The sequence below is a fragment of the Kitasatospora sp. NPDC056731 genome, from assembly GCF_040687675.1.
Taxonomy (GTDB): Bacteria; Actinomycetota; Actinomycetes; order Streptomycetales; family Streptomycetaceae; genus Kitasatospora.
Window position 1 is genome coordinate 16,390 of the sequence record NZ_JBFBNR010000017.1, and the last position, 22,011, is coordinate 38,400.

22 protein-coding genes and 3 pseudogenes are annotated in these 22,011 nt (G+C 74.2%); 14 read left to right on the forward strand and 11 right to left on the reverse strand.

What is annotated here, in order from left to right; genetic code table 11:
* Window positions 1–100: 100 nt before the first annotated feature.
* Window positions 101–529, reverse strand: a complete 429-nt coding sequence (locus tag AB0R04_RS19360) for a hypothetical protein (protein WP_363372675.1) — start codon at window positions 527–529, stop codon at window positions 101–103.
* On the opposite strand from AB0R04_RS19360, the pseudogene AB0R04_RS19365 reads away from it, so the two are divergent.
* Window positions 527–907 (forward strand): annotated as a pseudogene (locus AB0R04_RS19365) (zinc-binding dehydrogenase); the annotation flags it as partial. The gene AB0R04_RS19360 and the pseudogene AB0R04_RS19365 overlap by 3 nt on opposite strands.
* 100 nt (window positions 908–1,007) lie before the next feature.
* Here AB0R04_RS19365 and AB0R04_RS19370 read toward each other — a convergent pair.
* Complete coding sequence (locus AB0R04_RS19370; protein ID WP_363372677.1) at window positions 1,008–1,262, reverse strand: hypothetical protein; 255 nt, start codon at window positions 1,260–1,262, stop codon at window positions 1,008–1,010.
* A gap of 275 nt (window positions 1,263–1,537) precedes the next feature.
* Between AB0R04_RS19370 and AB0R04_RS19375 the strand changes: the two genes are divergently transcribed.
* Complete coding sequence (locus tag AB0R04_RS19375) at window positions 1,538–3,058, forward strand: glycosyl hydrolase family 18 protein (RefSeq protein WP_363372680.1); 1,521 nt, start codon at window positions 1,538–1,540, stop codon at window positions 3,056–3,058.
* Between the two features lie 84 nt (window positions 3,059–3,142).
* Here the strand turns inward: AB0R04_RS19375 and AB0R04_RS19380 are convergent.
* Window positions 3,143–3,286: pseudogene (locus tag AB0R04_RS19380) on the reverse strand (transposase); the annotation flags it as partial.
* Between the two features lie 58 nt (window positions 3,287–3,344).
* On the opposite strand from AB0R04_RS19380, the gene AB0R04_RS19385 reads away from it, so the two are divergent.
* The 3 genes from AB0R04_RS19385 to AB0R04_RS19395 all read left to right on the forward strand — a co-directional run bounded on the left by AB0R04_RS19385 (window position 3,345) and on the right by AB0R04_RS19395 (window position 5,358).
* Entirely contained in the window at window positions 3,345–3,758 is a 414-nt protein-coding gene (locus tag AB0R04_RS19385) for a hypothetical protein (protein ID WP_363372683.1), read from the forward strand.
* A gap of 84 nt (window positions 3,759–3,842) precedes the next feature.
* On the forward strand, window positions 3,843–4,061 hold the full coding sequence (locus AB0R04_RS19390; protein ID WP_363372684.1) for a ferredoxin: 219 nt from the start codon (window positions 3,843–3,845) through the stop codon (window positions 4,059–4,061).
* 91 nt (window positions 4,062–4,152) lie between these two features.
* Complete coding sequence (locus tag AB0R04_RS19395) at window positions 4,153–5,358, forward strand: cytochrome P450 (protein WP_363372685.1); 1,206 nt, start codon at window positions 4,153–4,155, stop codon at window positions 5,356–5,358.
* Here the strand turns inward: AB0R04_RS19395 and AB0R04_RS19400 are convergent.
* A pseudogene (locus AB0R04_RS19400) lies at window positions 5,321–5,641 on the reverse strand (transposase); the annotation flags it as partial. The gene AB0R04_RS19395 and the pseudogene AB0R04_RS19400 overlap by 38 nt on opposite strands.
* A gap of 254 nt (window positions 5,642–5,895) precedes the next feature.
* On the opposite strand from AB0R04_RS19400, the gene AB0R04_RS19405 reads away from it, so the two are divergent.
* Both AB0R04_RS19405 and AB0R04_RS19410 read left to right on the forward strand, forming a co-directional pair.
* On the forward strand, window positions 5,896–7,038 hold the full coding sequence (locus AB0R04_RS19405) for a serine hydrolase domain-containing protein (protein ID WP_363372688.1): 1,143 nt from the start codon (window positions 5,896–5,898) through the stop codon (window positions 7,036–7,038).
* Entirely contained in the window at window positions 7,035–7,637 is a 603-nt protein-coding gene (locus tag AB0R04_RS19410) for a hypothetical protein (protein ID WP_363372690.1), read from the forward strand. The genes AB0R04_RS19405 and AB0R04_RS19410 overlap by 4 nt, the downstream gene beginning before the upstream one ends.
* Window positions 7,638–7,740: 103 nt before the next feature.
* Here AB0R04_RS19410 and AB0R04_RS19415 read toward each other — a convergent pair whose 3' ends face one another.
* The gene (locus AB0R04_RS19415; RefSeq protein WP_363372692.1) at window positions 7,741–8,550 is read right to left on the reverse strand and encodes an alpha/beta hydrolase; all 810 of its coding nucleotides are present in this window, start codon (window positions 8,548–8,550) and stop codon (window positions 7,741–7,743) included.
* Window positions 8,551–8,696: 146 nt separating this feature from the next.
* Window positions 8,697–10,211 carry a PQQ-binding-like beta-propeller repeat protein gene (locus AB0R04_RS19420; protein WP_363372695.1) on the reverse strand — a complete coding sequence of 505 codons (1,515 nt, stop codon included), beginning with the start codon at window positions 10,209–10,211 and terminating at the stop codon, window positions 8,697–8,699.
* Between the two features lie 171 nt (window positions 10,212–10,382).
* Here AB0R04_RS19420 and AB0R04_RS19425 point away from each other — a divergent pair, with 171 nt between their 5' ends.
* From AB0R04_RS19425 to AB0R04_RS19440, 4 genes are all read left to right on the forward strand, one after another.
* Complete coding sequence (locus AB0R04_RS19425; protein WP_363372696.1) at window positions 10,383–11,840, forward strand: protein kinase; 1,458 nt, start codon at window positions 10,383–10,385, stop codon at window positions 11,838–11,840.
* 178 nt (window positions 11,841–12,018) lie between these two features.
* Entirely contained in the window at window positions 12,019–12,720 is a 702-nt protein-coding gene (locus AB0R04_RS19430; RefSeq protein ID WP_363372699.1) for an alpha/beta hydrolase, read from the forward strand.
* A gap of 70 nt (window positions 12,721–12,790) precedes the next feature.
* Window positions 12,791–13,144: a DUF6204 family protein gene (locus tag AB0R04_RS19435; RefSeq protein WP_363372700.1), complete on the forward strand. Its 354-nt coding sequence runs from the start codon at window positions 12,791–12,793 to the stop codon at window positions 13,142–13,144.
* Window positions 13,145–13,216: 72 nt separating this feature from the next.
* Entirely contained in the window at window positions 13,217–13,780 is a 564-nt protein-coding gene (locus AB0R04_RS19440; RefSeq protein WP_363372702.1) for a MarR family transcriptional regulator, read from the forward strand.
* A gap of 82 nt (window positions 13,781–13,862) precedes the next feature.
* On the opposite strand, the gene AB0R04_RS19445 is transcribed toward AB0R04_RS19440, so the two are convergent.
* Window positions 13,863–14,408: an N-acetyltransferase gene (locus tag AB0R04_RS19445; RefSeq protein WP_363372705.1), complete on the reverse strand. Its 546-nt coding sequence runs from the start codon at window positions 14,406–14,408 to the stop codon at window positions 13,863–13,865.
* 371 nt (window positions 14,409–14,779) lie between these two features.
* Between AB0R04_RS19445 and AB0R04_RS19450 the strand changes: the two genes are divergently transcribed.
* Together AB0R04_RS19450 and AB0R04_RS19455 are read left to right on the forward strand one after the other, a co-directional pair.
* The gene (locus AB0R04_RS19450) at window positions 14,780–15,112 is read left to right on the forward strand and encodes a sulfurtransferase TusA family protein (protein WP_063346746.1); all 333 of its coding nucleotides are present in this window, start codon (window positions 14,780–14,782) and stop codon (window positions 15,110–15,112) included.
* Between the two features lie 122 nt (window positions 15,113–15,234).
* Complete coding sequence (locus AB0R04_RS19455) at window positions 15,235–15,705, forward strand: hypothetical protein (protein WP_363372707.1); 471 nt, start codon at window positions 15,235–15,237, stop codon at window positions 15,703–15,705.
* Between the two features lie 56 nt (window positions 15,706–15,761).
* On the opposite strand, the gene AB0R04_RS19460 is transcribed toward AB0R04_RS19455, so the two are convergent.
* The 3 genes from AB0R04_RS19460 to def form a co-directional block, all read right to left on the reverse strand.
* Complete coding sequence (locus AB0R04_RS19460) at window positions 15,762–17,195, reverse strand: transcription antitermination factor NusB (RefSeq protein WP_363372709.1); 1,434 nt, start codon at window positions 17,193–17,195, stop codon at window positions 15,762–15,764.
* Window positions 17,196–17,263: 68 nt separating this feature from the next.
* On the reverse strand, window positions 17,264–18,208 hold the full coding sequence (gene fmt / locus AB0R04_RS19465) for a methionyl-tRNA formyltransferase (RefSeq protein WP_063346749.1): 945 nt from the start codon (window positions 18,206–18,208) through the stop codon (window positions 17,264–17,266).
* 70 nt (window positions 18,209–18,278) lie between these two features.
* On the reverse strand, window positions 18,279–18,824 hold the full coding sequence (gene def, locus AB0R04_RS19470) for a peptide deformylase (protein ID WP_363372712.1): 546 nt from the start codon (window positions 18,822–18,824) through the stop codon (window positions 18,279–18,281).
* Window positions 18,825–19,137: 313 nt separating this feature from the next.
* Here def and AB0R04_RS19475 point away from each other — a divergent pair, with 313 nt between their 5' ends.
* The gene (locus tag AB0R04_RS19475; protein ID WP_363372713.1) at window positions 19,138–19,779 is read left to right on the forward strand and encodes a hypothetical protein; all 642 of its coding nucleotides are present in this window, start codon (window positions 19,138–19,140) and stop codon (window positions 19,777–19,779) included.
* A gap of 61 nt (window positions 19,780–19,840) precedes the next feature.
* Here AB0R04_RS19475 and AB0R04_RS19480 read toward each other — a convergent pair whose 3' ends face one another.
* Window positions 19,841–21,937, reverse strand: a complete 2,097-nt coding sequence (locus tag AB0R04_RS19480; RefSeq protein ID WP_363372715.1) for a primosomal protein N' — start codon at window positions 21,935–21,937, stop codon at window positions 19,841–19,843.
* Window positions 21,938–22,011 lie beyond the last annotated feature (74 nt).

Sequence of the window (22,011 nt, forward strand, 5' to 3'; positions counted from 1 at the left end):
CTGCGTCGGCGGAAGCGTGACCAGCGCAGATGGTGCTCGTTGGTGTGGTGGCGGGGTGTGACGATGAGGTGGCCCATCAAGCGGCGGATCTCGGGGACGCTCAGGGGTATGAGCTCGTTTTCGTCGTCGCTGGTGCCCCTTTTGCGGCTTCTTGGGCCCGGGCGGCGGCCACCTTGACCAGGTCTTTGAGACGGGTGCCGACGGGGCCGTAGCAGACGTAGTAGGCGATCTCGCTGGGGTCGCTGACGGATCGGCGAGCCAGGACCCAGTGCCCGAAGCTGTCCTCCCACACCGGGCGGATCGCGACACGAGCCCAGTCGTAGATCCGCTCGCCATGCGCGCCCTGGCCGCCGGACAGGCGCCTCCGTGCCTGCCGGGGCAGCGAGTTGATCAGGGCGTCCACGCGGGTGTTCGTCCCATTGGTGGTGATCACCGTGTCGCTGACCTTGGTGGCCATCACGTGGGCGATGCGGCGTTCCTCCAGCCAGAACCGCAGGTGCTGAACCTGCCCGTACGCCTCGTCGGCCACGCGTACCTCTCCTGCCTCGGCGCCCTTCCCACGACCTACGGCACGGGCCTTGCCGAACGACTCGCCGACCTGGTCCCCCACGGGATTGACCTCGTGCTCGATACCGCCGCCTCCGGGTCCCTCGCGGACCTCGTCAAGATCGCCGGAAGCCCGAACCGCGTTGTGACGGTCGCCGACTACATGAATGCCAGCCGCCTGGGCGTCCACCTGGCCAATGCGGTGAACGACCCCGTGCTCCTCGCCGAAGCCGCCCGATTCGGCGCGCAGGGCCGTTACACGCCACGCGTCGAACGGACCTACCCCCTGGAAGAGATCGCACAGGCTCACGCCCACTCCGAGCGCGGACACACCCGAGGAAAGATCGTCACTCTCATCTAGGCCCTGTCCGGCCGATCTTGCCGGACAGGACCTAACCCCGGGCCCAGTGGCGCCCGCAGGAGCGCGCGCACAACCGGTAGATGCGTCACAGGTGCGCGTTTTACGCGTTCGGGTCCCACTCTGCGAGCTGCTCCATCGGCTCGGTGTCGCCGGTGTTCTCCAGACTGTCGAGAGGGATGCGGGCGTAGCAGTAGAGGACCAGGTCGCTCGCCGCGCCTCGTATCACCATGTCGCCCGGCTCCGCGTCGGCGGCGAGGTCGTCGCAGCGGACGCCGTCGGCGTTGAGGGTCAGGCGCCAGGAGTCGTCCTCAAACTCCGCGCACTGCTCGCCAACGGCGCCCTCGATGCGAACCACTGACCGAGGGCCGGGACCTGGAGCCGATACGGCGCCGGCGATCACAGCCGGTCACCAGCAGGCTGGTTCCATTGATCCCCGAGTCCGCACCCGGCGCCGCTCACCGCGTCCCCCGCGGCGAGCGGCGTCGGCATTACCGCTCATCTGATCGACCGTCAACCAGTTCATCCGAACTGCCCCACACTCACAGCTCCCGCCATTACGCTCCCAAGCGTGATCACGCCCGGCGTCGATCCGGGCGCATTCCGTCATCACCACCACAGGGAGCGCATGCCATGAGCGAGCTGGTGTACCCGTCCGACCCCGGCCTCAACGGCCACGCCGTGGACGCGGCCGAACGCACGTACAAGATGAACGGCTTCGACCCGGCGCGGGAGGACTCGAAGCTCTCCTACACCCCCTGCCGGGTCGCCAAGCCCGCCTTCAACACCTACCGCCGCAGCGGCGAGCAGACCGTGTCCGGCTTCCTGGACACCACCTGGGCCTACGACAGCCGCCTGACGGACGACAGCGGCGGCCCCACCGGCGGGCCGGGCGCGGACCTGACCCGGCTGGAGGCCGCGAACGGCGCCTTCGATGAGATCGTCCTCGGCCTGGTCGGCCTCGTCGGCGGCCAGGGCAGCCTGGCGGCCGCCACCGCCCAGGCCGCCCAGGACTTCGGCATCGCCTCCTCCGAGCGCGGCGCCGTGACCTTCATCGACGCCTGGAGCGCGGCGGCCGCCTACCTCGGCTACGGGTTCGACGGCTGGGTCTCCAACGACTACCAGGGCCTGTCCACCCAGCCGAAGGCCCAAGGCCTGCTGGGCGCCGCCCGGCGCCTCAAGGAGCGCAACCCGAACCTCTCGGTCGGCCTGCACATCGGCGGCTGGGACCTGAGCGAGGCGTTCCACTCCATCGCCCAGGAGCCCGCCTCCCGGCGGCGGTTCGCCCAGTCCGCCGTACGGATCTTCCGTGCCTTCCCGATGTTCTCCACCCTCCACCTGGACTGGCGCTGGCCCGGCTCGGCCGGCGCCCCGGAGGCCGGGTACGGCCCGGAGGACGCCGGGAACTTCGCCGAGCTCATCCGCGAGACCAAGGCCGCGCTGTCCGCCGCCGACCGGAACGCCACGATCGCCGTCGCGGTGCCGGCCTCCGCCGCCCAACTCGACGCGATGAACGTCCCGCTCCTGGTCGAGGCCGGCGCCGACCGACTGGACCTGATGTCCTTCGACTTCTTCGGCAGCCCCTGGTCCGAGGGGCTCGGACACCACACCTCGCTGCGCCGCGATCAGAACAGCGGCCAGACGGACTGCGTCGACAACGCCGTCACCCACCTCATCGAGCACGCCGGCGTGGCTCCTCACCGCATCCACCTCGGCTACGCCACCACCACCCGCAACGCCAAGCACGCACACATCACCGGCATTTCGCCCCTGCGCGGCAGGTACGACAACGGCTCGGGCGAGACGGTCGGCTCCTTCGCCCCCGGCACGAGCACCTGCGCCGACGTGCTGCGCAACTACCTCGACCTGGAGCAGGGCAAGGGCCGCAACGGCTTCGAGCTGTACACGGACGCCGTCGCCGACGCCGACTACCTCCACAACCCCAGCACCGGCGTCTTCCTCTCCCTCGACACCCCGCGCTCCGTCCGCGCCAAGGCCGAGTACGCCCGCGCCCGGGGCCTCGGCGGCCTGTTCGCCGAGCACGCCGAGGCCGACCCCGGCGTGCTCACCAACGCCGCCCGCGAGGGCCTGGGGCACACCGTCACCGCGACGGTCGTCGACATGAAGCCCCTCTACGTCACCGGCCGCAGCTGACGGCGGGCGGCGCCGTCCGCACCGCGGGCATCACGGGAGGTCCCGTGATGCCCGTCGTCGGCCCCCTGGGTTCTGTCCGCGCGATCATGAGCGGAGCCAGATGACCAGTGCGGCGACAGTGACCGTGCCGAGGAAGATGTACACGCGCTTGTCATACCTGGTCGCGACGGCGCGGAAGTTCTTCAACTTGTTGATCGCGCGCTCGACGACATTGCGCTTCTTGTCGCGCTCCTTGTCGAATCCGGGCGGCCGGGCGGCGGGCGAGCCGGGGCTCGGCCCATGGGCGATGCTCGGCACGACCTTCAAGGGGCTGACCGACCGGACGCTCGTTTGGCAGACCGGCGAGTTGCTCGCCCGGGAGACCGGGCGGGACGCCCGGGCGGTGCTGGTCCGGCCGGAACTGGTCGTCGAGGTCGCCTTCGACGGCCTCCGGCGCAGCCCCCGCCACCCCGCCGGGCTGGCCCTGCGGTTCGCCCGGGTGGTGCGCTACCGGCCGGACAAGAGCGCCGCCGAGGCCGACACGGTGGCCTCCGTACGGGAGTTGGCCACCGCCGAAGGGCCTGTGAGGCCGTCCGCGCGGCCGGGTCCGCCGACCCGTCCGGCGAAGTACCGCGGGCTGAAACGCATAGCGCCGCAATGGGGGTTCACACACAGGGGCCGAATCAGCCATTCTCGATCCGGCCACCGTACCCCTCCGTGAACGGACCAGCGATGGCTAGGTTGACCGTGACAACGAGAGGCGGCCGCCTGGCAGTCGGCGCCGCCCTGGCGAAAGGTGCCCGACATGCAGGTGAGCGTCGACCGGGACCGTTGCTGCAGCTCCGGCATGTGCGTGATGAACGCCCCCGCGGTCTTCGACCAGGACGACCGGGACAGTCTTGTGATGCTCCGTCAGACCGTCGTGCTGCCCGAGCAGTTCGACGACGTCAGACTCGCCTCCGAGCTCTGCCCGGGCCGGGCGATCACCGTCACCGGGGACGAGCCCGCGCGGACCGGGGCCTGACGGACCCCCGCCGCCGGCCCCGCAGGCCGCCGGGAACCTTCCCGGGCCCCGAACCCCACGAGAACACCCGCGACGTGAGGAGACCCCCGCCTTGACCACCGCACCCACCACCCCCGTCCTCCCACTGCCGGCCCGGCACTCCGGCGGCTGCCCGTTCGGCCCGCCGCCCGCGTACCCCGAGGCCGCCGCCACCGGGCCGGTGACCAGGGCCGAGCTGCCCGACGGCGACCTCTGCTGGCTGGTCACCGGCTTCGCCGAGGTCCGCACCGTGCTGTCCGACCGCCGGTTCAGTGCCGACATACGCCACCCGGCCTTCCCGCTGCTGGTCGCCGGCGCTCGCGAGCTGATCACCGACAATCCGGACTTCCTGCGGCTCGACGACCCCGAGCACGCCCGCCAGCGCCGCATGCTCACCGGGGAATTCCTGGTCAAGCGGGTGGAGGCGCTGCGCCCGGAGATCCAGCGGATCGTGGACGAGGCACTGGACCGGATGACCGCGGGCCGGACCACGGCCGACCTGGTCACCGACTTCGCGCTGCCGGTGCCCTCGCTGGTGATCTGCCTGCTGCTCGGCGTGCCGTACGAGGACCACGACCGCTTCCAGAACCTGAGCCGCACGATGCTCAACCAGGAGAGCACCGTGGAGCAGCTCCGGGAGGCCCAGGAGGAGATCCTGGACTACCTGCGCGACCTGACGGCCCGCAAGCGCGCACAGCCGGAGGACGACGTCCTCAGCCGACTCGCGGCGCGGGACGACCTGACCCCGGAAGACGCGGCCAGCATGAGCGTGCTGCTGCTGGTCGCCGGGCACGAGACGACCGCGAACATGATCGCGCTGTCGACCGCGCTGCTGCTGGAGCACCCCGAGCAGATCCCCGGCCTGGCCGACCCGGCCACCCTGCCGGGCGCGGTGGAGGAGCTGTTGCGGCTGCTGACCATCGTGCACACCGGCCTGCCCCGGGTGGCGCTGGAGGACGTGGAGCTGGGCGGCGTCACCGTCCGGGCCGGGGAGGGCGTGATGGCGATGCTCTCCACCGCCAACCGGGACGAGGCGGTGTTCGGCGGCGCCGGCCATCGGGCGACGGACGAGCTGGACCTGTACCGGGACGCCCGGCGGCAGCTGGCGTTCGGCTTCGGCGTGCACCAGTGCCTGGGCCAGCCGCTGGCCCGCGCCGAACTCCAGATCGCCCTGGAGACGCTGTTCCGCCGGCTGCCGGGGCTGCGGCCGGCCGGCGAGCGCGAGTTCCGTACCGAGTCGTTCATCTACGGGATGCGGTCACTGCCCGTGACCTGGTGAACGGGGCCCAATGGAGAACTCTCACCGGGCACCCGCCGCGTGAGCCTTTGCGCAGGCGGGCGGCCTGACCGTCCGCCTTCTCCGGGATCGTGTGCCGGATGCCGCGCCTGCGCAGGTAGGCGCGGCACGGTCCGTTGCTGTAGGCCTTGTCGGCGGCCACGCTGTCGGGCGTCTTCCGGGGCCTGCCCGGCCCTGTCCGCGGGACACGGATCTTCTCCGGTACCGGCTCGAACTGCGTGCAGCCCGCCCGCTGCCCCGGCGTGACGACCGGGGACAGCGGGCGGCACCGGCCGTCCGCCCCTTTGAGGCCACCGCTGGGACCACAGCGCGGTCAGCGCGTCCAGTGCTTCACGATCCACTCCGAGCCCTCCCCAGTCGTCTACCCTCATGCCCGACGACGGCTCCCCGCCCGACGAGGGCCGCCCCGACCGCTGGCCGGGAAACCGGTCGTGCCGAGCGGCCCGACCCCGTACCGTGGTCCGGTCGACGATCTTGGGGCAGCGGCTCCACGAGGACCAGAGGACGGGGCGGAACACCATGCAGCAGTACCAGGGCTGGGCCGATGAACGGTTCGGCGCCGTGGCGGACGTCTTCGCCCGCAACTTCGACGAGTTCCCCGAACTCGGCGCCGCCGTCACGGTGTTCTCCGGCGGCCGCAAGGTGGTCGAGCTGTGGGGCGGGACGGCCGACGAACGCACCGGCCGGGCCTGGACGCAGGACACCGTCGTCCCGGTGTTCTCCTGCGCCAAGGGCGCGGTGAGCATCAGCACCCACCTGCTCGCCCAGCAGGGCCGCCTCGACCTCGACGCGCCGATCGCCCGCTACTGGCCCGAGTTCGCCCGCCACGGCAAGCAGGACATCACCACCCGCATGATCCTCGGCCACCGCGCGGGCATCCCGGCCCTGGACGCGGTGCTCTCCTTCGAGGAGATCGCCGCCTGGGCTCCCGTCGTCCGCGCGATCGAGGAGCAGGAGCCGCTCTGGGAGCCCGGCACGGCCTACGAGTACCACGGCCACGTCCTGGGCTTCGCGGTCGGCGAGGTGATCCGCCGGATCACCGGGCTCACGCCGGGCGCGTTCCTCCGCAAGGAGATCGCCGAGCCGCTCGGCCTGCCGGTCTGGATCGGCCTGCCGGAGAGCGAACTCCCGCACCTGGCCCGGCTGGTGGAGGCGGAGGGCCGCCGCCCGATGCCCGGCCCGGAGCACCTGCTGACCCGGATCGTGACGATGAACGGCGCCCTGGTCTTCCCCGGCCTGGACGTGCCGCACGGCTGGAACGACCCGGCCCTGCACGCGATCGAGCTGCCCGGCGCGGGCGCGGTCGCCTCCGCCACCGGGCTGGCGGGGCTGTACGCGGCGGCCGCCACCGGCCTGGACGGCGGCCCGCGCCTGCTCTCGCACGAGACCGTCACCGACGCGGTGCGCGAAGTCTCCTCCGGCGCGGGCTTCCTGGGCTTCGACATGGGCGCCCGCTGGGGTTCCGGCCTGCTGCTCGACTCCCCCGCCTTCCGCCCGCTGCTGGGCGCGCGCAGCTTCGGCAACGACGGCGCGGGCGGCCAGTTCGCCTTCGGGGACGACGAGTTCGGCGTCGGCTTCGGCTACGTCGCCAACCGGATGATCGGCCACGGCGACGCCCGCGCCAACCGGCTGATCGAGGCGGTGCGGGGGTGCCTGGGGTGACGGACTTCCTCGCGCGGCTCACCGCGCTGGCGGCCACCGGCGGCCTGGACGGCCCGGACGGGCTGCGCTACAACGCCTCGCTGCCCGAACTCGCCGCCCACTACGGCGATCCCTGGGACGGCGGGCGGATCCACCGCGAGTCCCGCTGGCCGCACGGCTTCAGCTGGGGCGACGTGCAGACGGTGTTCTGCCACTGCCGCCGGCTCCAGTCGCTGTCCCTGCCCGTGTGGCACGGCGAACTCGAACTCCCGCTGGCCGGCGGCGGGTTGTTGACGCTCGACACGCACGTCACCGAGTCGGCCCTGATCGCCGCGCTGACCGCCGCCGGCTGCCGCTGGGAGACCGTGACGTACGAGAACGTCCCCGACCAGCGCACCCTGGAGGTGGCGGTGGCCGAGGAGGTCCGGGTGGCGTTCGTCCTCACCGACCGCGACGGCCACCAGGCCCTCGACGGCCACGCGGACCGCGAGGGCGGTGACGCGCCACCGCCCGAGGACTGGCTGCTGAACAAGGCCCTGCTGTGGGGCTACGACCACACCGACTGCCCCGAGCCGGACCGCACCCTCCCGGACGACGGCTGGGGCGCCTCGCCCAACTGACGCGTACGGCCGGCCCGTTGCGCTCAGCTCGTTCCGCCCCCGTTGCGCCCGGCCCGTTGCGCCCCCGCGCGCAACGAGCCGGGCGCGCGCCCGGAGTGACGGCTCACGCCAGGGCGCGCGGCAGCACCACCCGCACCCACTCCTCCGGCTGCGACAGGTGCGGTGCGTGGCCAGCACCCGGGTACAGGTGCCGTTCCACCTTCGCCAGGGTGAGGTCGATGATGTCCAGCACCTCGCCGTACATCGGCGGACTGTTGTCACTCTGCGTGAGCAGGGCCGGTTCCGTGAAGCGGGCCAGCGCGGTCAGGTCGAGGTCCAGGGCGTCCGGGTCCCGCAGCTCGTCCAGGTACGTCGGCGCGTTGCGCACGTACGTGTGCCGCACCGGCGCGGGCAGCTGCGCCCAGGCCCCCGGCCCGAAGGTGACCGTCTCCACGAACAGCTCCGCCGCCGCGGCCGACTCGGCCTGCTCCAGCAGCTCCCGGACGGCGGTGATCCGGTCGGCGAGCGCGGTGGCGACCGGCCGCAGCTCGGGGTCGGCGAGCAGGATGCCGGCGCCGGGCGGCTCGTGCACGGCGATCCCCCGCAGCAGGTCGGGCCGGGCGGCGGCGAGCCGCAGCGTGATCAGCGAACCGTACGAGTTCCCGCAGACGAACGCCGGCGCGAGCCCGAGCCCCTCGATCAGCCCGGCCAGGTCGGCCGCGTCCTCGTAGACCGAACCCTGGGTGAGCGGGTCCTCACTGCGGCTGTGGCCCCGCCGGTCGTAGGCGACGACGGTGGTCGACTCGGCCAGGCCCGGCATCACGCGCGCCCAGCTGTCGGCGTCGCTCCACGAGCCGTGCACCAGGACGACGCCGGGCCCCTCGCCACGGGCCTCGTAGTGCAGCGACACCCCGTTCACCCTGATCTCGGCCATCACGAGCCTCCCGATCTCGGCGGTGCTCCCCCACCAGCCTGACACAGCCGCTCGGGGCGGCACCCCGGGCCGCAACCGTCACCGAGCGTGACGAACAGCGGGCGGTCAAGGGCCGAGCTGAGAGACCAGGCGGGGGACGGACCGGCTCAGCCCATGCCCCGGGCCGGCGGCTCGTCCCGCGTGCCGTCCTCCGCCACCACCGTGAACCGGCCGGGCCCGGAGACCGACAGGTCCACCGGGTGGACGGACTTCGAGTCGTTGACGTCCAGTTGGCTGCTCTGTCGCCCGGTCGCGGCGTCGACCCGGGTCAGCTTGTCCCGGGTCAGCGCCCACACCGACGCGCCGTCCACCAGCAGCCCCGTCACCTGGTCGTCCAGCCCGGACGTCCAGCGCTTCCCGCCGTCGGCGAGCGAGTAGGCGACCAGGCGCCCGGTGGCGATGCGGCTGGGGTTCTTCCCCCCGCTGATCCGGACGTCGTCCGGCTTCTCGCCGGGGACGATCAGCTGGTCGCCGACGACCACCCCGCCGAACAGCGGACGGGCGGCGAACGCGTCGTAGGCGTGGGCGCCGCCCAGCATGACGTCGAGGTCGTACTCGTCCCCCGCGACCGGGATCGACGCCCGCTGCCGCCCCGCCCCGTCGAAGCTGAGGACGGCGTGCGTCCCGCGCTCGCCCTGCGCGTCGACCCACACCGCGAGGGGCTCGGTGGAGACCACCGCGACGTCCTTCAGCCCGCCCGTGACCGGCAGGGCGACCCGGGTCCGCTCCTGCCCGTCCGCCGGGGCCAGCGACCGCAGCACCGGCGCGGCGTCGCCGCACTGCGCGACCGTCACCACCTCCGCCGCCCCGCCCGCCACCTGCAACGGCGCGCAGCCGGCGTCCGCGTCGCCGCGCCAGGAAGCGCGCCCGTCGGCCAGGTGCACCGCGCGCCAGCCGGTCCGCTCCTGGAGGACGGCCTCGTCCCCGGCGACGGCGAGCAGATCGGGCGCCGCCGTGTCCCCGACGCGGCCGGGCGCGTCCGCCGCGGCGGTCCAGGCGGCCGTGCCGTTGGCGAGGTTGAGCGCCGTCACCGCCGCGCACGGCCGGTCGTGCGGGGAGTGGCCGAGCAGTCCGAGGCCGTGGCCCGTCCCGCGGCTCATGGCGCAGACGGAGTCCTCGCCCGGCGGCGTCCACCGCCACGCGACCTGCCCGGTGGCGCCGCGGTAGGCCACCACCTGGTCGGGCCGGACCCGCACCACCACGTCCCCGCTGGTCCAGCTGCCGACGGCGCGGATCGACGACGGCCGGTCCAGCGGCGCCTCCCAGGCGTCGTTGAGGCCGGTCCCGGCGAAGGAGACGAACACGGCGAGCCCGAACAGGATCCCGACGGCGACCGCGGGGAAGCCGCGCCGGGGGTGGAGCAGCGCCCAGAGCAGGCCGGCCCCGCAGGGCATCAGGCCGAGGATGCTGACGATGCCCATGAAGTCGAGGCTCTCGCCGCCGTACCCCTGGGACGGCCCGATCAGCACGGCCAGGCCCATGCTCGCGAACATGGCCCCCAGCACCCCGCCGGAGACCACCATCCAGGCCTCCTTGTCCATCGCGAACCCGCCCCTGGCGCGGCGGACGGACCTTCGGGCCCACCCGGCCCCGGCGGCACTGTCCACGGGCCCCTCGGCCATGTCGGTCACTCCCCCGTCAAGCGCCGCCCACCGCATGAGCGACGATCATCGGATGATCGCAGAGCCTCGCTGGATCCTGAACAAAGACAACGGAAAACTCCCGACCCCACCGACGGACGGTAGGTTGGCCCGGGGGCCGGGGCGCGGCACCGGGGCGCGAAAGGGGCGGGGATGCAGCCGGGCGACGTACTCGACGGGCGGTACGAGCTGGTCGAGCAGATCGGCGAGGGCGCCTTCGGCGCGGTCTGGAAGGCCCGCGACGCGCGGATCCAACGGCTCGTCGCCGTCAAGGTGATGCTCCCGGGCAGCAACAACACCCCCAAGGACGCGGCCCGGTTCGTCCGCGAGGTGGCCACCGCCGGCGCGCTCAACCACCCGTCCATCGTCACCGTGCACGACTTCGGCCAACACGACGAGGCCGGCCGGCCGTTCTACTTCCTGGTCATGGAACTGCTCGACGGCGCCCCGCTCAGCCGCCACCTCGGCGACGGGCCGCTGCCCCTGCGCCAGGCCCTCACCTGGGCCGTCCAGATCTCCCAGGCCCTCGCCACCGCCCACCGGGCCGGCGTCGTCCACCGGGACGTCAAACCGGCCAACGTGATGATCCAGTCCTCCGGCGAGGTCAAGGTCGTCGACTTCGGCATCGCCCGGGTCGGCACCGCCGACGACGGCATCACCAGCACCAACGTCATCGTCGGCACCCCCGCCTACATGGCCCCCGAACGCTTCGACAGCCGCGGCCTCGACGCCCGCTCCGACCTCTACGCCTTCGGCTGCCTCCTGTACGAACTCCTCACCGGCCGCACGCCGTTCCGCGGCACCCTCTACGAACTCATCCGCCAGCACGGCGAGGTCCACCCGGCCGCCCCCGGCACCCTGCGGCCCGGCCTGCCCGCCGACGTCGACACCCTCGTCCTCGAACTGCTCGCCAAGGACCCCGACCGGCGGCCGCCGCACGCCGACCAGGTCGCCGAACGCCTGCTCCAGCTCGCCGAGCAGGCCGAACAGCCCCCGGCCGGCTACCACGCCACCGTCCGGGACGTCCCCGCCGCCGAGGAGGACCCTTACGTCCTTGCCCGCCGACGGGAGGCGGACGCGCTGTTCCAGCACACCCGCGACCAGGCCGCCCAGGTCGCGCTGCAGTTCGAGACCAGCATCGCCCAGCGCCGCCGCCAGCTCGACCAGGACCTCGCCGACCAGCGGGCCCATGCCGAGGCCCGGGCGCAACAGATCGTCACCGACGCCCAGCAGCGCGGCGAGGAGCTCGAACGGGAGGCCGCCGCCCGGGCGGCCGCCAGCCTCAAGCAGCTCACCGAGGCCGAACAGCGCACCGACCTGCTGCGCCGGCAGACCGACAAGCTGCGCAACGACGCCGAGAGCCTGCGCCGCACGGTCGACAACGCCCGCCGCCAGGCCTCCGACTTCCTCGCCGACGCGGCCGCCAAGGCCGGCCTCGGCCCGGCCACCGAACCCCGCCGCTCGATCGCCCCGCCGGCCGGCACGCAAACCGGCTCCCAGAGCGGCGCGCAAACCGGCTCGCAGCGCCGGAAGCTCCCAAGCATGCAGGACCTGCTCTCCGGCCGGAGCCGCTCCACCGGCGGCGGCGACCAGCCGGGCCGCCCCTCCTGACCTCACCCCGACGCCTCGCCCCAACGCCTCGTACCCGGAGGCGAGTCGGCCCGCCAGGCCCAGTCCACGCAGGCCCCGCACCCGCGCCAGCGGCTGGGCCCTGCGGCCCCTGCTCACGCACCGCGACCCGCCCGCGGAACCGTAGAATCCGCAGGTAGACACCAGGGAGGGATTTCGCGTGTTCCAGGCGCAGCGGCCGCGCACCGCACAACTGACCCCACGACTCGGCGACGACGGGACGGGGCGGGTCGACGCCGTCGCCCTGCTGCTGCCCGGCGGGTTCCTGCGCAGCCGGCGCGGACCGCTGAAGGTCGCCGAACTGGGCCTGCGCCGCCTCACCGCCGAACTCGCCGACCGCGGCCGCCCGCACGGCCTCGCCGTCCACCTGCTGCGCTACCGCTACAGCGGCTGGAACGGCGCCGACGCCGACACCGCCGTCGACACCCGCTGGGCCCTCGACGAACTCGCCCGCCGCTACGGCGACGTACCCGTCGTCCTCATCGGCAACTCCCTCGGCGGGCGCGCCGCCTTCTGGTGCGCCGGGCACCCGAACGTCGTCGGCGTCGCCGGCATCGCGCCCTGGCTGCCCAGCGGCGACCCTGTCGACCACCTCGCCGGCCGGCGCGTCCTGATCGTCCACGGCACCGGCGACCACAGCGCCGCCAACGCCAACCAGTCCCTCGAATACGCCCTGCGGGCCCGCCCGGTCGTCCCCGACCTCGCCCGCTACGAAGCCCCCGGCGCCAACCACTACCTCATCCGGCAGACCGCCGACATCAGCGCCCTCACCACGGACTTCACCCTCGACACCCTCAAGGCCGAACCGGCCCCGCTCGCCTCCGGCACCGTCTGTACCCGCCTGCCCACCAGGCGCGCCTAGGAATCCGCTGTCGACCAGCGGCACGAAATCGGGTTGGCGGTCGACCGCCCGCCTTGCCTATGGTCGGGGGATGACCACTCGAACCTTCCGCATCATGGTGCGCGGCGTCTTCGACGGCCTCAGCGCCGAGCAGCACGCCGAACTCCTCGCCCACGCGCCCGAACACGACGTGCTGCGCGCGGCCTTCACCCGCGAGGGACACCTCAGCTACGACCTCGGCGCGCGGGCCGCCTTCACCTTCCGCTTCCTCGACTCGGGCGAGGCGGAGGAGGACATCCTGGCGGCCGCCGAGCGGGCCGAGCAGGCGGCGCGGGCCTGGCTGGCCGAGCGCGGCTACGGCTACAAGAACCTGCGCTCCCAGGCCGAGGACCTCTCGCAGGCACCGCTCGGCAAGCGGCAGCGCCGCGCCGCCAACGCCGGCTAGCCCCCTCCCCCCTCCCGCTACCTCCTTGACGGCTCACCGCACCGGTATGCTTGAGTAGTCAAGGAGGTAGCAATGACAGACCCGCACGCCAACCCGCACGCCAACCCGCACACGAACCCACCGGCCGACCCGCAGGCCAACCCCCAGACCGACCCACACCCGGGCACCCAGCCCGACCCGCTGGACACCGCCCTGCGGCTGGTCCGCGCCCAGGCCGCCGTGGCCAAGCGCTTCGACGCGGGCCTCAGCCGCCTGCACGGCGTGAGCCTGTCCGACTTCACCCTGCTCCTCCACCTCGGCCACGCCCCCGGCGGCCGGATGCGCCGGGTCGACCTCGCCGAGGCCCTCGGCGTCACCGCCTCGGGCGTCACCCGCGGACTGGCGCCACTGGAGCGGATCGGTCTGGTGAGCCGGGAGGCGGCGGCCCGCGACGCCCGGGTCGCCTACGCGGCCCTGACGCCGACCGGCCGCGAACGGCTCGCCGAGATGCTGTACACGGCCCGGAAGGTCGCGGCCGAGCTCTTCGCCCCCGACCAGTGGAGCCCCGACGACCTCGACCGCCTCGCCGTCCTGCTCACCCGCCTCGGCGGTACCGCCCCCGACCAGCGGCCGGGGGCGGCCACAGCCCGCGACTAGGCCCTGTCCGGCCGATCTTGCCGGACAGGGCCTAGCGGACTGTTGAACCGTCGGACTGTCGAACCGTCCGACTACGAAACTGCTAGATCCCGAACGGCGCCGCGTACCGCACCGTCCCGGACGGCAACGGGTGCCGCTCCGGGTCCAGGGCGAGAGCCATCAGCGCCTCGTCCGGCACCTCGATGGTCAGCCCGATCCCGTACCCGGAGGCCCGGCCGAAGCCGAACCGCGGGTAGTAGTCCGGGTGTCCGAGGACGACGACGAAGCGCTCGCCCAGCCGCCGCGCCGCCTCCAGGGCGGCGCGGGTGGCGGCGGAGCCGGCACCGGTCCGCTGGTACTCGGGCAGGACGGCGACGGGTGCCAGGCAGAGCGCCGGGGTGCCACCGATGTGGCAGCGCGTCAGCAGGGCGTGGCCGACCGGACGGCCGTCCTCGGCGAGGGCGAGCTGCGACAGTTCGTCGATCCAGGCCTCGTCCGCGCGCAGGGCGTCGACGAGGTCGGCCTCCCCCGGGGTGTCGAAGGCGGCCAGCACGATCTCCCGGACGGCTGCGGCGTCCGCGGCGGTCTCGACGCGGGTGGTCCACGGGGAGTGCGAGGGGGTGTGCGAGGTCACGTTGAACGTGGTCATGATGAACGAGGATCCGTTCCGGAGTGGTGTGTTCGTCCGAGGGCGTCAATGCGTCCTCGGCCCCGCGAGCTCACGCTCCCAGCGGGGACAGGGGGTTGGGGGGAAGGTCAGGCCGACGCCCGGGACGTGAGGGTGGTCCGGGCGCTGCACACGGCGACGGCCTTGGGCGCGGTCATCAACCCCACCTCCTCGTTTCCCTTGATCCTGGTCGAACACGAACTCCCCCACCGTAACACCGCCCCCTCGCGGCCGTCACCCGGATTTCCGAACCCTCCCAGCGCCCCGCCCCGGCCCACCTCCTAGGCTGAACCCGGCACCCCTGCACCCCTGCACCCCGGCACCGCCGCACCACCGCGAAGGGCAGCAACCCCATGACCCACACCCCCGGGCAGCAGCCCGGCCAGGAACCCGCCCCCGACCTGACCGTCGACGGCACCGGCCTGCTCTGCGTCCAACTGCTGCTGCGCCTGCGCGCCCGGATCGCCGACCTGCCGGCCGGCGCGGTGGTGCACATCCACACCACCGACCCCGCCGCCCCCCTCGACCTGCCCGCCTGGTGCCACCTGACCGGCCACGACTACCTCGGCCCCGTCCCGCACCCGGCCACCGACCGCGAGGTGTACGCCCTGCGCCTCACCGCCGCAGCCCGCCCGACCCGCGCCGACCGCCCCTGGCACCCCGCGCCGGACCCGGCCACCGACTGACCACCCCCGGCCCGAAATCCCCACGCGCCCCCGCCGGCCGCCCCGCCCGGCCCCCTTCGGCGGTCCGGTGTGCCACGATGGGGAGAGCCGAACGGCCAAGCCTCACAAGGAGGTTGACCACCATGGATCCGATCCTCAGCTGCCACTGGCACGACCAGGACGGCGAGTGGGCACTGTCCGTCAGCCGCAACGGCGGCGGCTGGGAGCTGCTCGCCGCCGCGCCCCGCTGGTCCGAGTCGCTCCCGTTCGCCGGGCCGGAGGACGTCCGCCGGCTCGCCCAGGCGCTGCTGGACCTGCCGTCCGATCCGGAGCCGTACGAGTTCGAATGGCGGCTCTCCCGGACGGAGTTCGAGCGCACCGAGAACGAGCGCACCCACTTCGCGACGCTCGCCGTCGGGCTGGACCCCACCGACGGCCACCGCCCCTACCTCGCCTACCAGTCGTACTACCACCGGGGGCAGGCGAGCGGGCTCGGCCTGGAGGTGATCTGCGAGGACCCCCCGGTCGACCGCCTCCGCGCCCAGGCCCACGCCCTCCTCACCGACCTCCCCGGCCCCCCGCCCGCCCGGCCGCAGCCCCCCTCACCCGGCTGAGCGCACCGCCCTCCCCAGTCCCCCCCACCGGGTCACGGGATCACCGGATCAGCGGATCACGCCGTCCGCCGCAGCAGCGCCAGGTACATCGCGTCCGTCCCGTGCAGGTGCGGCCAGAGCTGCACGTCCGGCCCGTCCCCGAGCGCGGGGACGCCGGGCAGCAGCGGGCGCGCGTCGATCCACTCGACCCGGCCGCCCTCGGCCCGCAGCACGTCGTCCACGACGGCCCGGGTCTCCGCGAGGTGCGGCGAGCAGGTCGCGTACCCGACCACCCCGCCGACCCGGGTGGCGTCGATCGCCGAGCGCAGCAGGTCCCGCTGGAGCGGGCCGAAGGCCGCGACGTCGGCGGGGCGGCGACGCCAGCGCGCTTCGGGGCGGCGGCGCAGGGCGCCCAGGCCGGAGCACGGCACGTCGACCAGCACCCGGTCGAAGCCGCCGGAGCGCCAGGCCGGGCGGGTGCCGTCCGCGGTGATCACCGTGTACGGGCCGGGGTTGCCCTCCAGCGCCCGGGCGACCAGCCGCGCGCGGTGCGGCTGCTTCTCGCTCGCGACCAGCCCGGCGCCGCGTTCGGCGGCCAGCGCCGCGAGCAGCGCGGCCTTGCCGCCGGGGCCGGCGCAGCCGTCCAGCCAGAGCCGGTCCGGGCCGTCCAGCGGGGCGTTGGCCAGGGCGAGGGCGACCAGCTGGCTGCCTTCGTCCTGGACGCCCGCCCGGTTGTCCCGGACGGCCTCCAGCGAGCCCGGGTCGCCGCCTTCGGCGAGCCGCAGCGCGAACGGGGACCAGCGACCGGGCTCGGCCTCGGGCAGCGCGTCGGCGAGTTCGCCGACGTCGACCCGGCCGGGGCGGGCGACGAGGGTCACCTCGGGCCGCTCGTTGTCGGCGCGCAGCAGGTCCTCCAGGGCGCTGCGCCCGGAGGCGTCGGGCTGCCAGCGGCCGAGCGAGTCCCAGAGCGCGGAGACGACCCAGCGCGGGTGCGAGTGGACGACGGCGAGGTGGTCCTCGGCGTCCTTCTCGTACGGCGGGGCGACCTTCTCGATCCAGGCGTCCAGGTCGTGGGCGCTGATCCGGCGCAGGACGGCGTTGACGAACTTGGCCTTGCCGTCGCCGAGCACCACCCGGGCCAGCTCGACGGTGGCCGAGACCGCCGCGTGGCTGGGGATGCGGGTGGTGAGCAGCTGGTGGGCGCCGAGCGAGAGTACGTCCAGGACCGGCGGGTCGACCTTGCTGAGCGGCCGGTCGATGCAGGCGGCGATGATCGCGTCGTAGGTGCCCTGCAAGCGCAGGGTGCCGTAGACGAGTTCGGTGGCGAGGGCGGCGTCGCGCCGGTCCATGCCCTTCTGCTCGGCTTCGCGGAGCAGCGACGGCAGGATCAGGTTGGCGTACGCGTCGCGCTCGTCGACGGCGCGCAGCGCGCGGAACGCGACGATCCGGGCCGGGTCCTTCTTCGGGCGGCGGTGCGGGCGGGGGGCGCGCTGAGCGCTGGGGGTGGTCACAGGGTGCCTCAAGGTGCTGCGGTGGTTATCGGTGGCTATCAGACGAACAGTAACGCTAAACCTGAGCCTCAGCCCTCGGAGCCGAAGCGCTCCCCGGACTCCAGCCGCGCCCCGCGCGCCCAGTCCGCCGCCCGCATCTCCTTCTTCCCCTGCGGGCGGACCTCCCCGAGTTCGACCTCGTGGCTGCCCGTCCCGACCCGCACGCTGTTCTTGCCGACCACGGCCAGCTCCCCGGGCGCCAGGGCGGACGAGTCGGTCAGCAGCTTCACCGGCCCGGTGATCTTCAGCCGCTCGCCGCGGAACTCCGTCCAGGCGCCGGGCGCCGGGGCGCAGCCGCGCACCACGCGGTCGATCCGCAGGGCGGGGTGGCTCCACTCGATCCGTGCGTCCTCGACGGTGATCTTCGGGGCGAGCGTGACGCCCTCGGCCGGCTGCGGGAGGGCGTGCAGGGAGCCGTCCTCGATGCCGTCCATGGTGGCGGTGAGCAGTCGCGCGCCGGACACCGAGAGGCGGGTGAGCAGTTCGCCGCTGGTGTCGGTCGGGCGGATCTCCTCGGTGATCACGCCGTAGACCGGACCGGAGTCCAGACCCTGCTCGATCAGGAAGGTGGCCGCGCCGGTGACCTCGTCGCCGGCCAGCACCGCGTGCTGGACGGGGGCCGCGCCGCGCCAGGCGGGCAGCAGCGAGAAGTGCAGGTTGACCCAGCCGTGCTTGGGGATCTCCAGGGTGCCGGGGCGCAGCAGCGCGCCGTAGGCGACCACCGGGCAGCAGTCGGGGGCGAGTTCGGTGAGCCGGGCGACGAACTCCGGGTCGCTGGGCTTCGCCGGCTTGAGGACCTCGATCCCGGCCTCCTCGGCGCGCTGGGCGACGGGGCTGGCGACCAGCTTGCGCCCTCGCCCGGCGGGGGCGTCGGGGCGGGTGACCACCGCGACGACCTCGTGCCGGTCGGAGGCGAGCAGGGCGTCCAGGGCGGGAACGGCGACCTCGGGGGTGCCGGCGAAGACGAGACGCATCAAGTGCCTTTCTGCAAGAAGACGTTGGAGATCAGAGGGTTCAGCGCCAGAAGGGTCGGCGTCAGAGGGTTCAGCGCGCGGCGCCGAACGTGCTGTGCGGGGAGACCTTGACGACCGGCGCGGGCGCGCCGCCCCAGTCGGTGTCGCGGATCGCCTTCAGCGCGGCCTTGCGCTGCTCGCGGTCGAGCCGGTCGATGAAGATGATGCCGTCGAGGTGGTCGGTCTCGTGCTGGATGCAACGGGCGAGCAGCCGGGTGCCCTCCAGGGTGACCGGATCGCCGTACATGGTGAAACCCTTGGCGACCACGCCGTAGGCGCGCTTGGTGTCGTAGCGCAGGCCGGGCAGCGAGAGGCAGCCCTCGGGGCCGTCCTGCTCCTCCTCGGTCAGCGACAGGTCCGGGTTGATCAGGTGCCCGGTGACACCGTCCACGTGGTAGGTGAACACCCGCAGGGAGACGCCGAGTTGGGGCGCGGCAAGGCCTGCACCAGGGGCGTTGAGCATGGTTTCGGTGAGATCGCCGACCAGGGTGCGCAGTTCCTTGTCGAACGTGGTCACCGGCTGGGCGGTGGCCCGCAGGACGGGGTCTCCGAAGAGCCGGATCGGCTGGATCGCCACGGGGTACGGGCTCCTGTCCGTCTAGGGTGCGGGGCTGCGGGCAACTACGGGTTCCCGGCAAGTCTATGCAACGCACCCGGCCCGCCGCCCATGCCCTCACACCGCCCCTCGCGCGGCCCCTCGCACCGCCCTTCGCGCGGCCCCGAACGCCCCTCCCCCACTCCGGCACCGGCTTCTGGCATATCCCGAGTCTGCCCGGCGGCGTTACCCCGGCCCCCGCTTCGGCGTTGGTCAAGTGAGATTGACCGGGGCCGGGCGCACGGGACACCGCGCCCCGGCCGAGCTGAACCGTACGGAAGGTGGCACGTAGGCCATGGCCGAGCAGATCAACCACGACGCCCGGGCGCGGGCGAGCCTGCACCTGCTGGTGCGGGACATCGAGCGGGTGAGGCGGCAGGTCGACGCGCTGCGGACGCTCACCGCCCAGTTGGGCAACGTCTACCGTCCGCGCCGGCCCAGCACGTCGGCCGGCTTCGTGGTGTACGGACGGGCGCCCGCGCCGACCGTGCGCCTGGCGCAGGAGCTGAGGGAGAGCGTGGAGACCCTGGTCGCGGCGGCGGTCGAGTTCGACCGGGCGCTGGGCTTCTCCTGGGACTCGGTGGGCTCGGCCCTCGGGGTCACCAAGCAGGCCGTGCACCGCCGGTACGGGATGCGCCGCCCGACCAGCGAACTCCTCGCCGCCAGCGGTGCCGTCCCGGGCCAGGGCCGCCCGGACCGCTCGGAGGAGCTGCCCGCCGTGCCGTCCGGCGGCCTGGCGGCGACCGTCCCGGCGGCCCGCCAGGGCGGCCTGGACCGCAGCAGCCTCGACCGCAACGCCCTGGAGCGCAACGCCCTCGACCGCAACGCCCTCGACCGCGGCAACCTCGACCGCCCCCCGGTCGACCGCACCACCCCCGAGCGCACCCCGATCGACCGCACCCCGATCGACCGCACCGGCATCCCGCTGCGCGGCTGACACCGCCGTCCGACCAACGCCATCCGGGGCGGGGTGGCCACTCACCCCGCCCCCGCCGGCCTCACCCGATGTCGGTCGGATCCACCCGCACCCGGACCGCCTCCGGCGTCCGCAGCGCGATCCGCGCGATCTGTGCCGCCTTGAGGGCCGCCGCCAGCGCCGCCCCCTGCCCGGGCGGCACCCGCAGCAGCGCGCGCTCCTGTTCCTCCCCGCGCAGGGCCGGGGCCGGTACCGGCCCGAGCACGTCCGCCTCCGAGGGCAGCCGGATCAGCCCCAGCAGGTCGGCCACGGCCGCCGGGCTGCCGCTGACCGACGCCATCCGCGACACCGGTGGGAAGTGCAGCTGCGCCCGCTCGTCGCGTTCCAGCCCGGCGTGGCCCAGCGGGTCCCAGCGGACCAGGGCCTGCACCGGCCGCGCCGACGGCTCGGCGACCACGACCACCGAGCCGCCCTCCTCGGCGGACCGGACCAGCGCGGCGGCCGCCAGCCAGAGCCGCAGCGTCTCCTCCCCGGCCCGCAGGTCGGGCCGGCCGAGCAGCGCCCAGCCGTCCAGCAGCAGCGCGGCCCCGTACCCGGTGCCACCGTCCACCACCGGCTCCGCACCGGGCGTGGAGATCACCAGCGACGGCTCGTCCGGGACGGTGGCCAGCACCGCGTCCCGTCCGGAGGTGCGCACCGGGATGCGCGGGAACGCCTTGCCCAGTTCCTCCGCCGTGCGCCGGGCGCCGACCACCTGGGCGCGCAGCCGGAACGGGCCGCACTCGGGGCAGTGCCAGTCCGTCTCCGCCTCCCCGCACCAGCCGCAGTTCAGCGCGGCGTCGGCTGCGGGCGCCTCCAGCGGGCCCTCGCACCGCCGGCACCGGGCGGGGGTGCGGCAGCGCGCGCAGGACAGCCGGGGCACGTAGCCGCGCCGGGGCACCTGGATGAGCACCGGGTGCCCGGCGGCCAGCGACTCCCGGGCGGCCTCCCAGGCCACCGAGGGCAGCCGGGCGGACTGGGCGGCGCCGTCGCGGTGCTGGTCCTGGTCGGTGACGGTCCGCACCCGCGGCGCGATCCGGCGCACGGTCTCCCGGTCGGCGGTCAGCGGGCGGGCCCACCCGGTGCTGACCAGCTGCGCGCCCTCCACCGTGACGGCGTGGCCGCCGAGCAGCACGGCCGCGCCCTCTTCGGCGGCGCGCAGCAGCGCGACCTCGCGCACGTGCGGGTGGGGGGCGCGCGGGTCGCTGTGGCTGTTGTCGCCGTCGGACCAGACGACGACCAGCCCGAGGTCGCGCACTGGCGCGAACATGGTGGCGCGGGTGCCGATCACGGCGTGCACCGAGCCTCGGCTCACCGCCAGCCAGCGCCGGTAGCGCTCGCGCGGGCCGAGGTCGGCCTCCAGGGCCACGTGCCGGCCCGCGCCGAGCAGTTCGGTGAGCGCCTGGTCGACCCGGGCCACCGACCGCCCCTCGGGCAGCACGACGAGCGCGCCGCGCCCGCCCGCCAGCGTGGCGGCGACGGCGCGCGCGATCTCGTACGGCCAGCCGGGGCCGGGCAGCGCCGCCCAGACGGCGCGCGGCGCGCCGCCGTCGGCCAGCGCGGCGAGGAAGTCGGGCCCGGCCGGGTAGCGCTGCCAGCCCCCGGGGGCTGGGGCCGGGGGGCGCGGGAGCGCCGGCGGCGAGGGCTCGGCCTCGGCCTTGGCGTGCCGGGGCGGTACGGCCAGTTGGAGGACGTCCGCGAGGGTGCCGGCGTAGCGGTCGGCGACGGTCCGGCAGAGCCGGAGCAGCTGGGGGGTGAGCACGGGCTCGGGCGAGAGCACCTGGGCGAGCGGGGCGAGCGGGCCGGGGAAGTCGCTCTTCTCCAGCCGGGCGACGATGAACCCGTCGTGCAGTTCCCCGCCCTCGCGCTGGCCCTTCACCACGCGCGCGCCGAAGCGCACCCGCACCCGGGCGCCCGGGCGGGCCTCCTCGGCCATCGCGGCCGGCACCTCGTAGTCGAAGAACTTGTCGATGGTGAGCACGCCCTTGTCCACCACGACCCGGGCCACCGGCAGGTGCTCGGCCCGCTTGGCGCCGCGCCACGTCCGGGGCTTGGCCCGTTTGACCGTCTCCCGGATGAACGCCAGCTGCTCCGGCTCGGCCCCGTTCTCCGTGTTCTCCGTCTCCCCTGTGCTGCTCATCGCTCCCAAGTACTACCAGGTCACACCGACAGAACGCACAGAAGCGGCGCCCACCCCGCCCGGGGGTAGGCGCC

Excerpts from the sequence above, each read along its gene's own strand:
- AB0R04_RS19375 (WP_363372680.1), top strand. The coding sequence starts at position 1,538 with ATGAGCGAGCTGGTGTACCCGTCCGACCCCGGCCTCAACGGCCACGCC.
- AB0R04_RS19385 (WP_363372683.1), top strand. The coding sequence starts at position 3,345 with ATGCTCGGCACGACCTTCAAGGGGCTGACCGACCGGACGCTCGTTTGG.
- AB0R04_RS19390 (WP_363372684.1), top strand. The coding sequence starts at position 3,843 with ATGCAGGTGAGCGTCGACCGGGACCGTTGCTGCAGCTCCGGCATGTGC.
- AB0R04_RS19405 (WP_363372688.1), top strand. The coding sequence starts at position 5,896 with ATGCAGCAGTACCAGGGCTGGGCCGATGAACGGTTCGGCGCCGTGGCG.
- AB0R04_RS19415 (WP_363372692.1), bottom strand. The coding sequence starts at position 8,550 with ATGGCCGAGATCAGGGTGAACGGGGTGTCGCTGCACTACGAGGCCCGT.
- AB0R04_RS19420 (WP_363372695.1), bottom strand. The coding sequence starts at position 10,211 with ATGGCCGAGGGGCCCGTGGACAGTGCCGCCGGGGCCGGGTGGGCCCGA.
- AB0R04_RS19425 (WP_363372696.1), top strand. The coding sequence starts at position 10,383 with ATGCAGCCGGGCGACGTACTCGACGGGCGGTACGAGCTGGTCGAGCAG.
- AB0R04_RS19435 (WP_363372700.1), top strand. The coding sequence starts at position 12,791 with ATGACCACTCGAACCTTCCGCATCATGGTGCGCGGCGTCTTCGACGGC.
- AB0R04_RS19440 (WP_363372702.1), top strand. The coding sequence starts at position 13,217 with ATGACAGACCCGCACGCCAACCCGCACGCCAACCCGCACACGAACCCA.
- AB0R04_RS19445 (WP_363372705.1), bottom strand. The coding sequence starts at position 14,408 with ATGACCACGTTCAACGTGACCTCGCACACCCCCTCGCACTCCCCGTGG.
- AB0R04_RS19450 (WP_063346746.1), top strand. The coding sequence starts at position 14,780 with ATGACCCACACCCCCGGGCAGCAGCCCGGCCAGGAACCCGCCCCCGAC.
- AB0R04_RS19455 (WP_363372707.1), top strand. The coding sequence starts at position 15,235 with ATGGATCCGATCCTCAGCTGCCACTGGCACGACCAGGACGGCGAGTGG.
- fmt (WP_063346749.1), bottom strand. The coding sequence starts at position 18,208 with ATGCGTCTCGTCTTCGCCGGCACCCCCGAGGTCGCCGTTCCCGCCCTG.
- AB0R04_RS19475 (WP_363372713.1), top strand. The coding sequence starts at position 19,138 with ATGGCCGAGCAGATCAACCACGACGCCCGGGCGCGGGCGAGCCTGCAC.
- AB0R04_RS19480 (WP_363372715.1), bottom strand. The coding sequence starts at position 21,937 with ATGAGCAGCACAGGGGAGACGGAGAACACGGAGAACGGGGCCGAGCCG.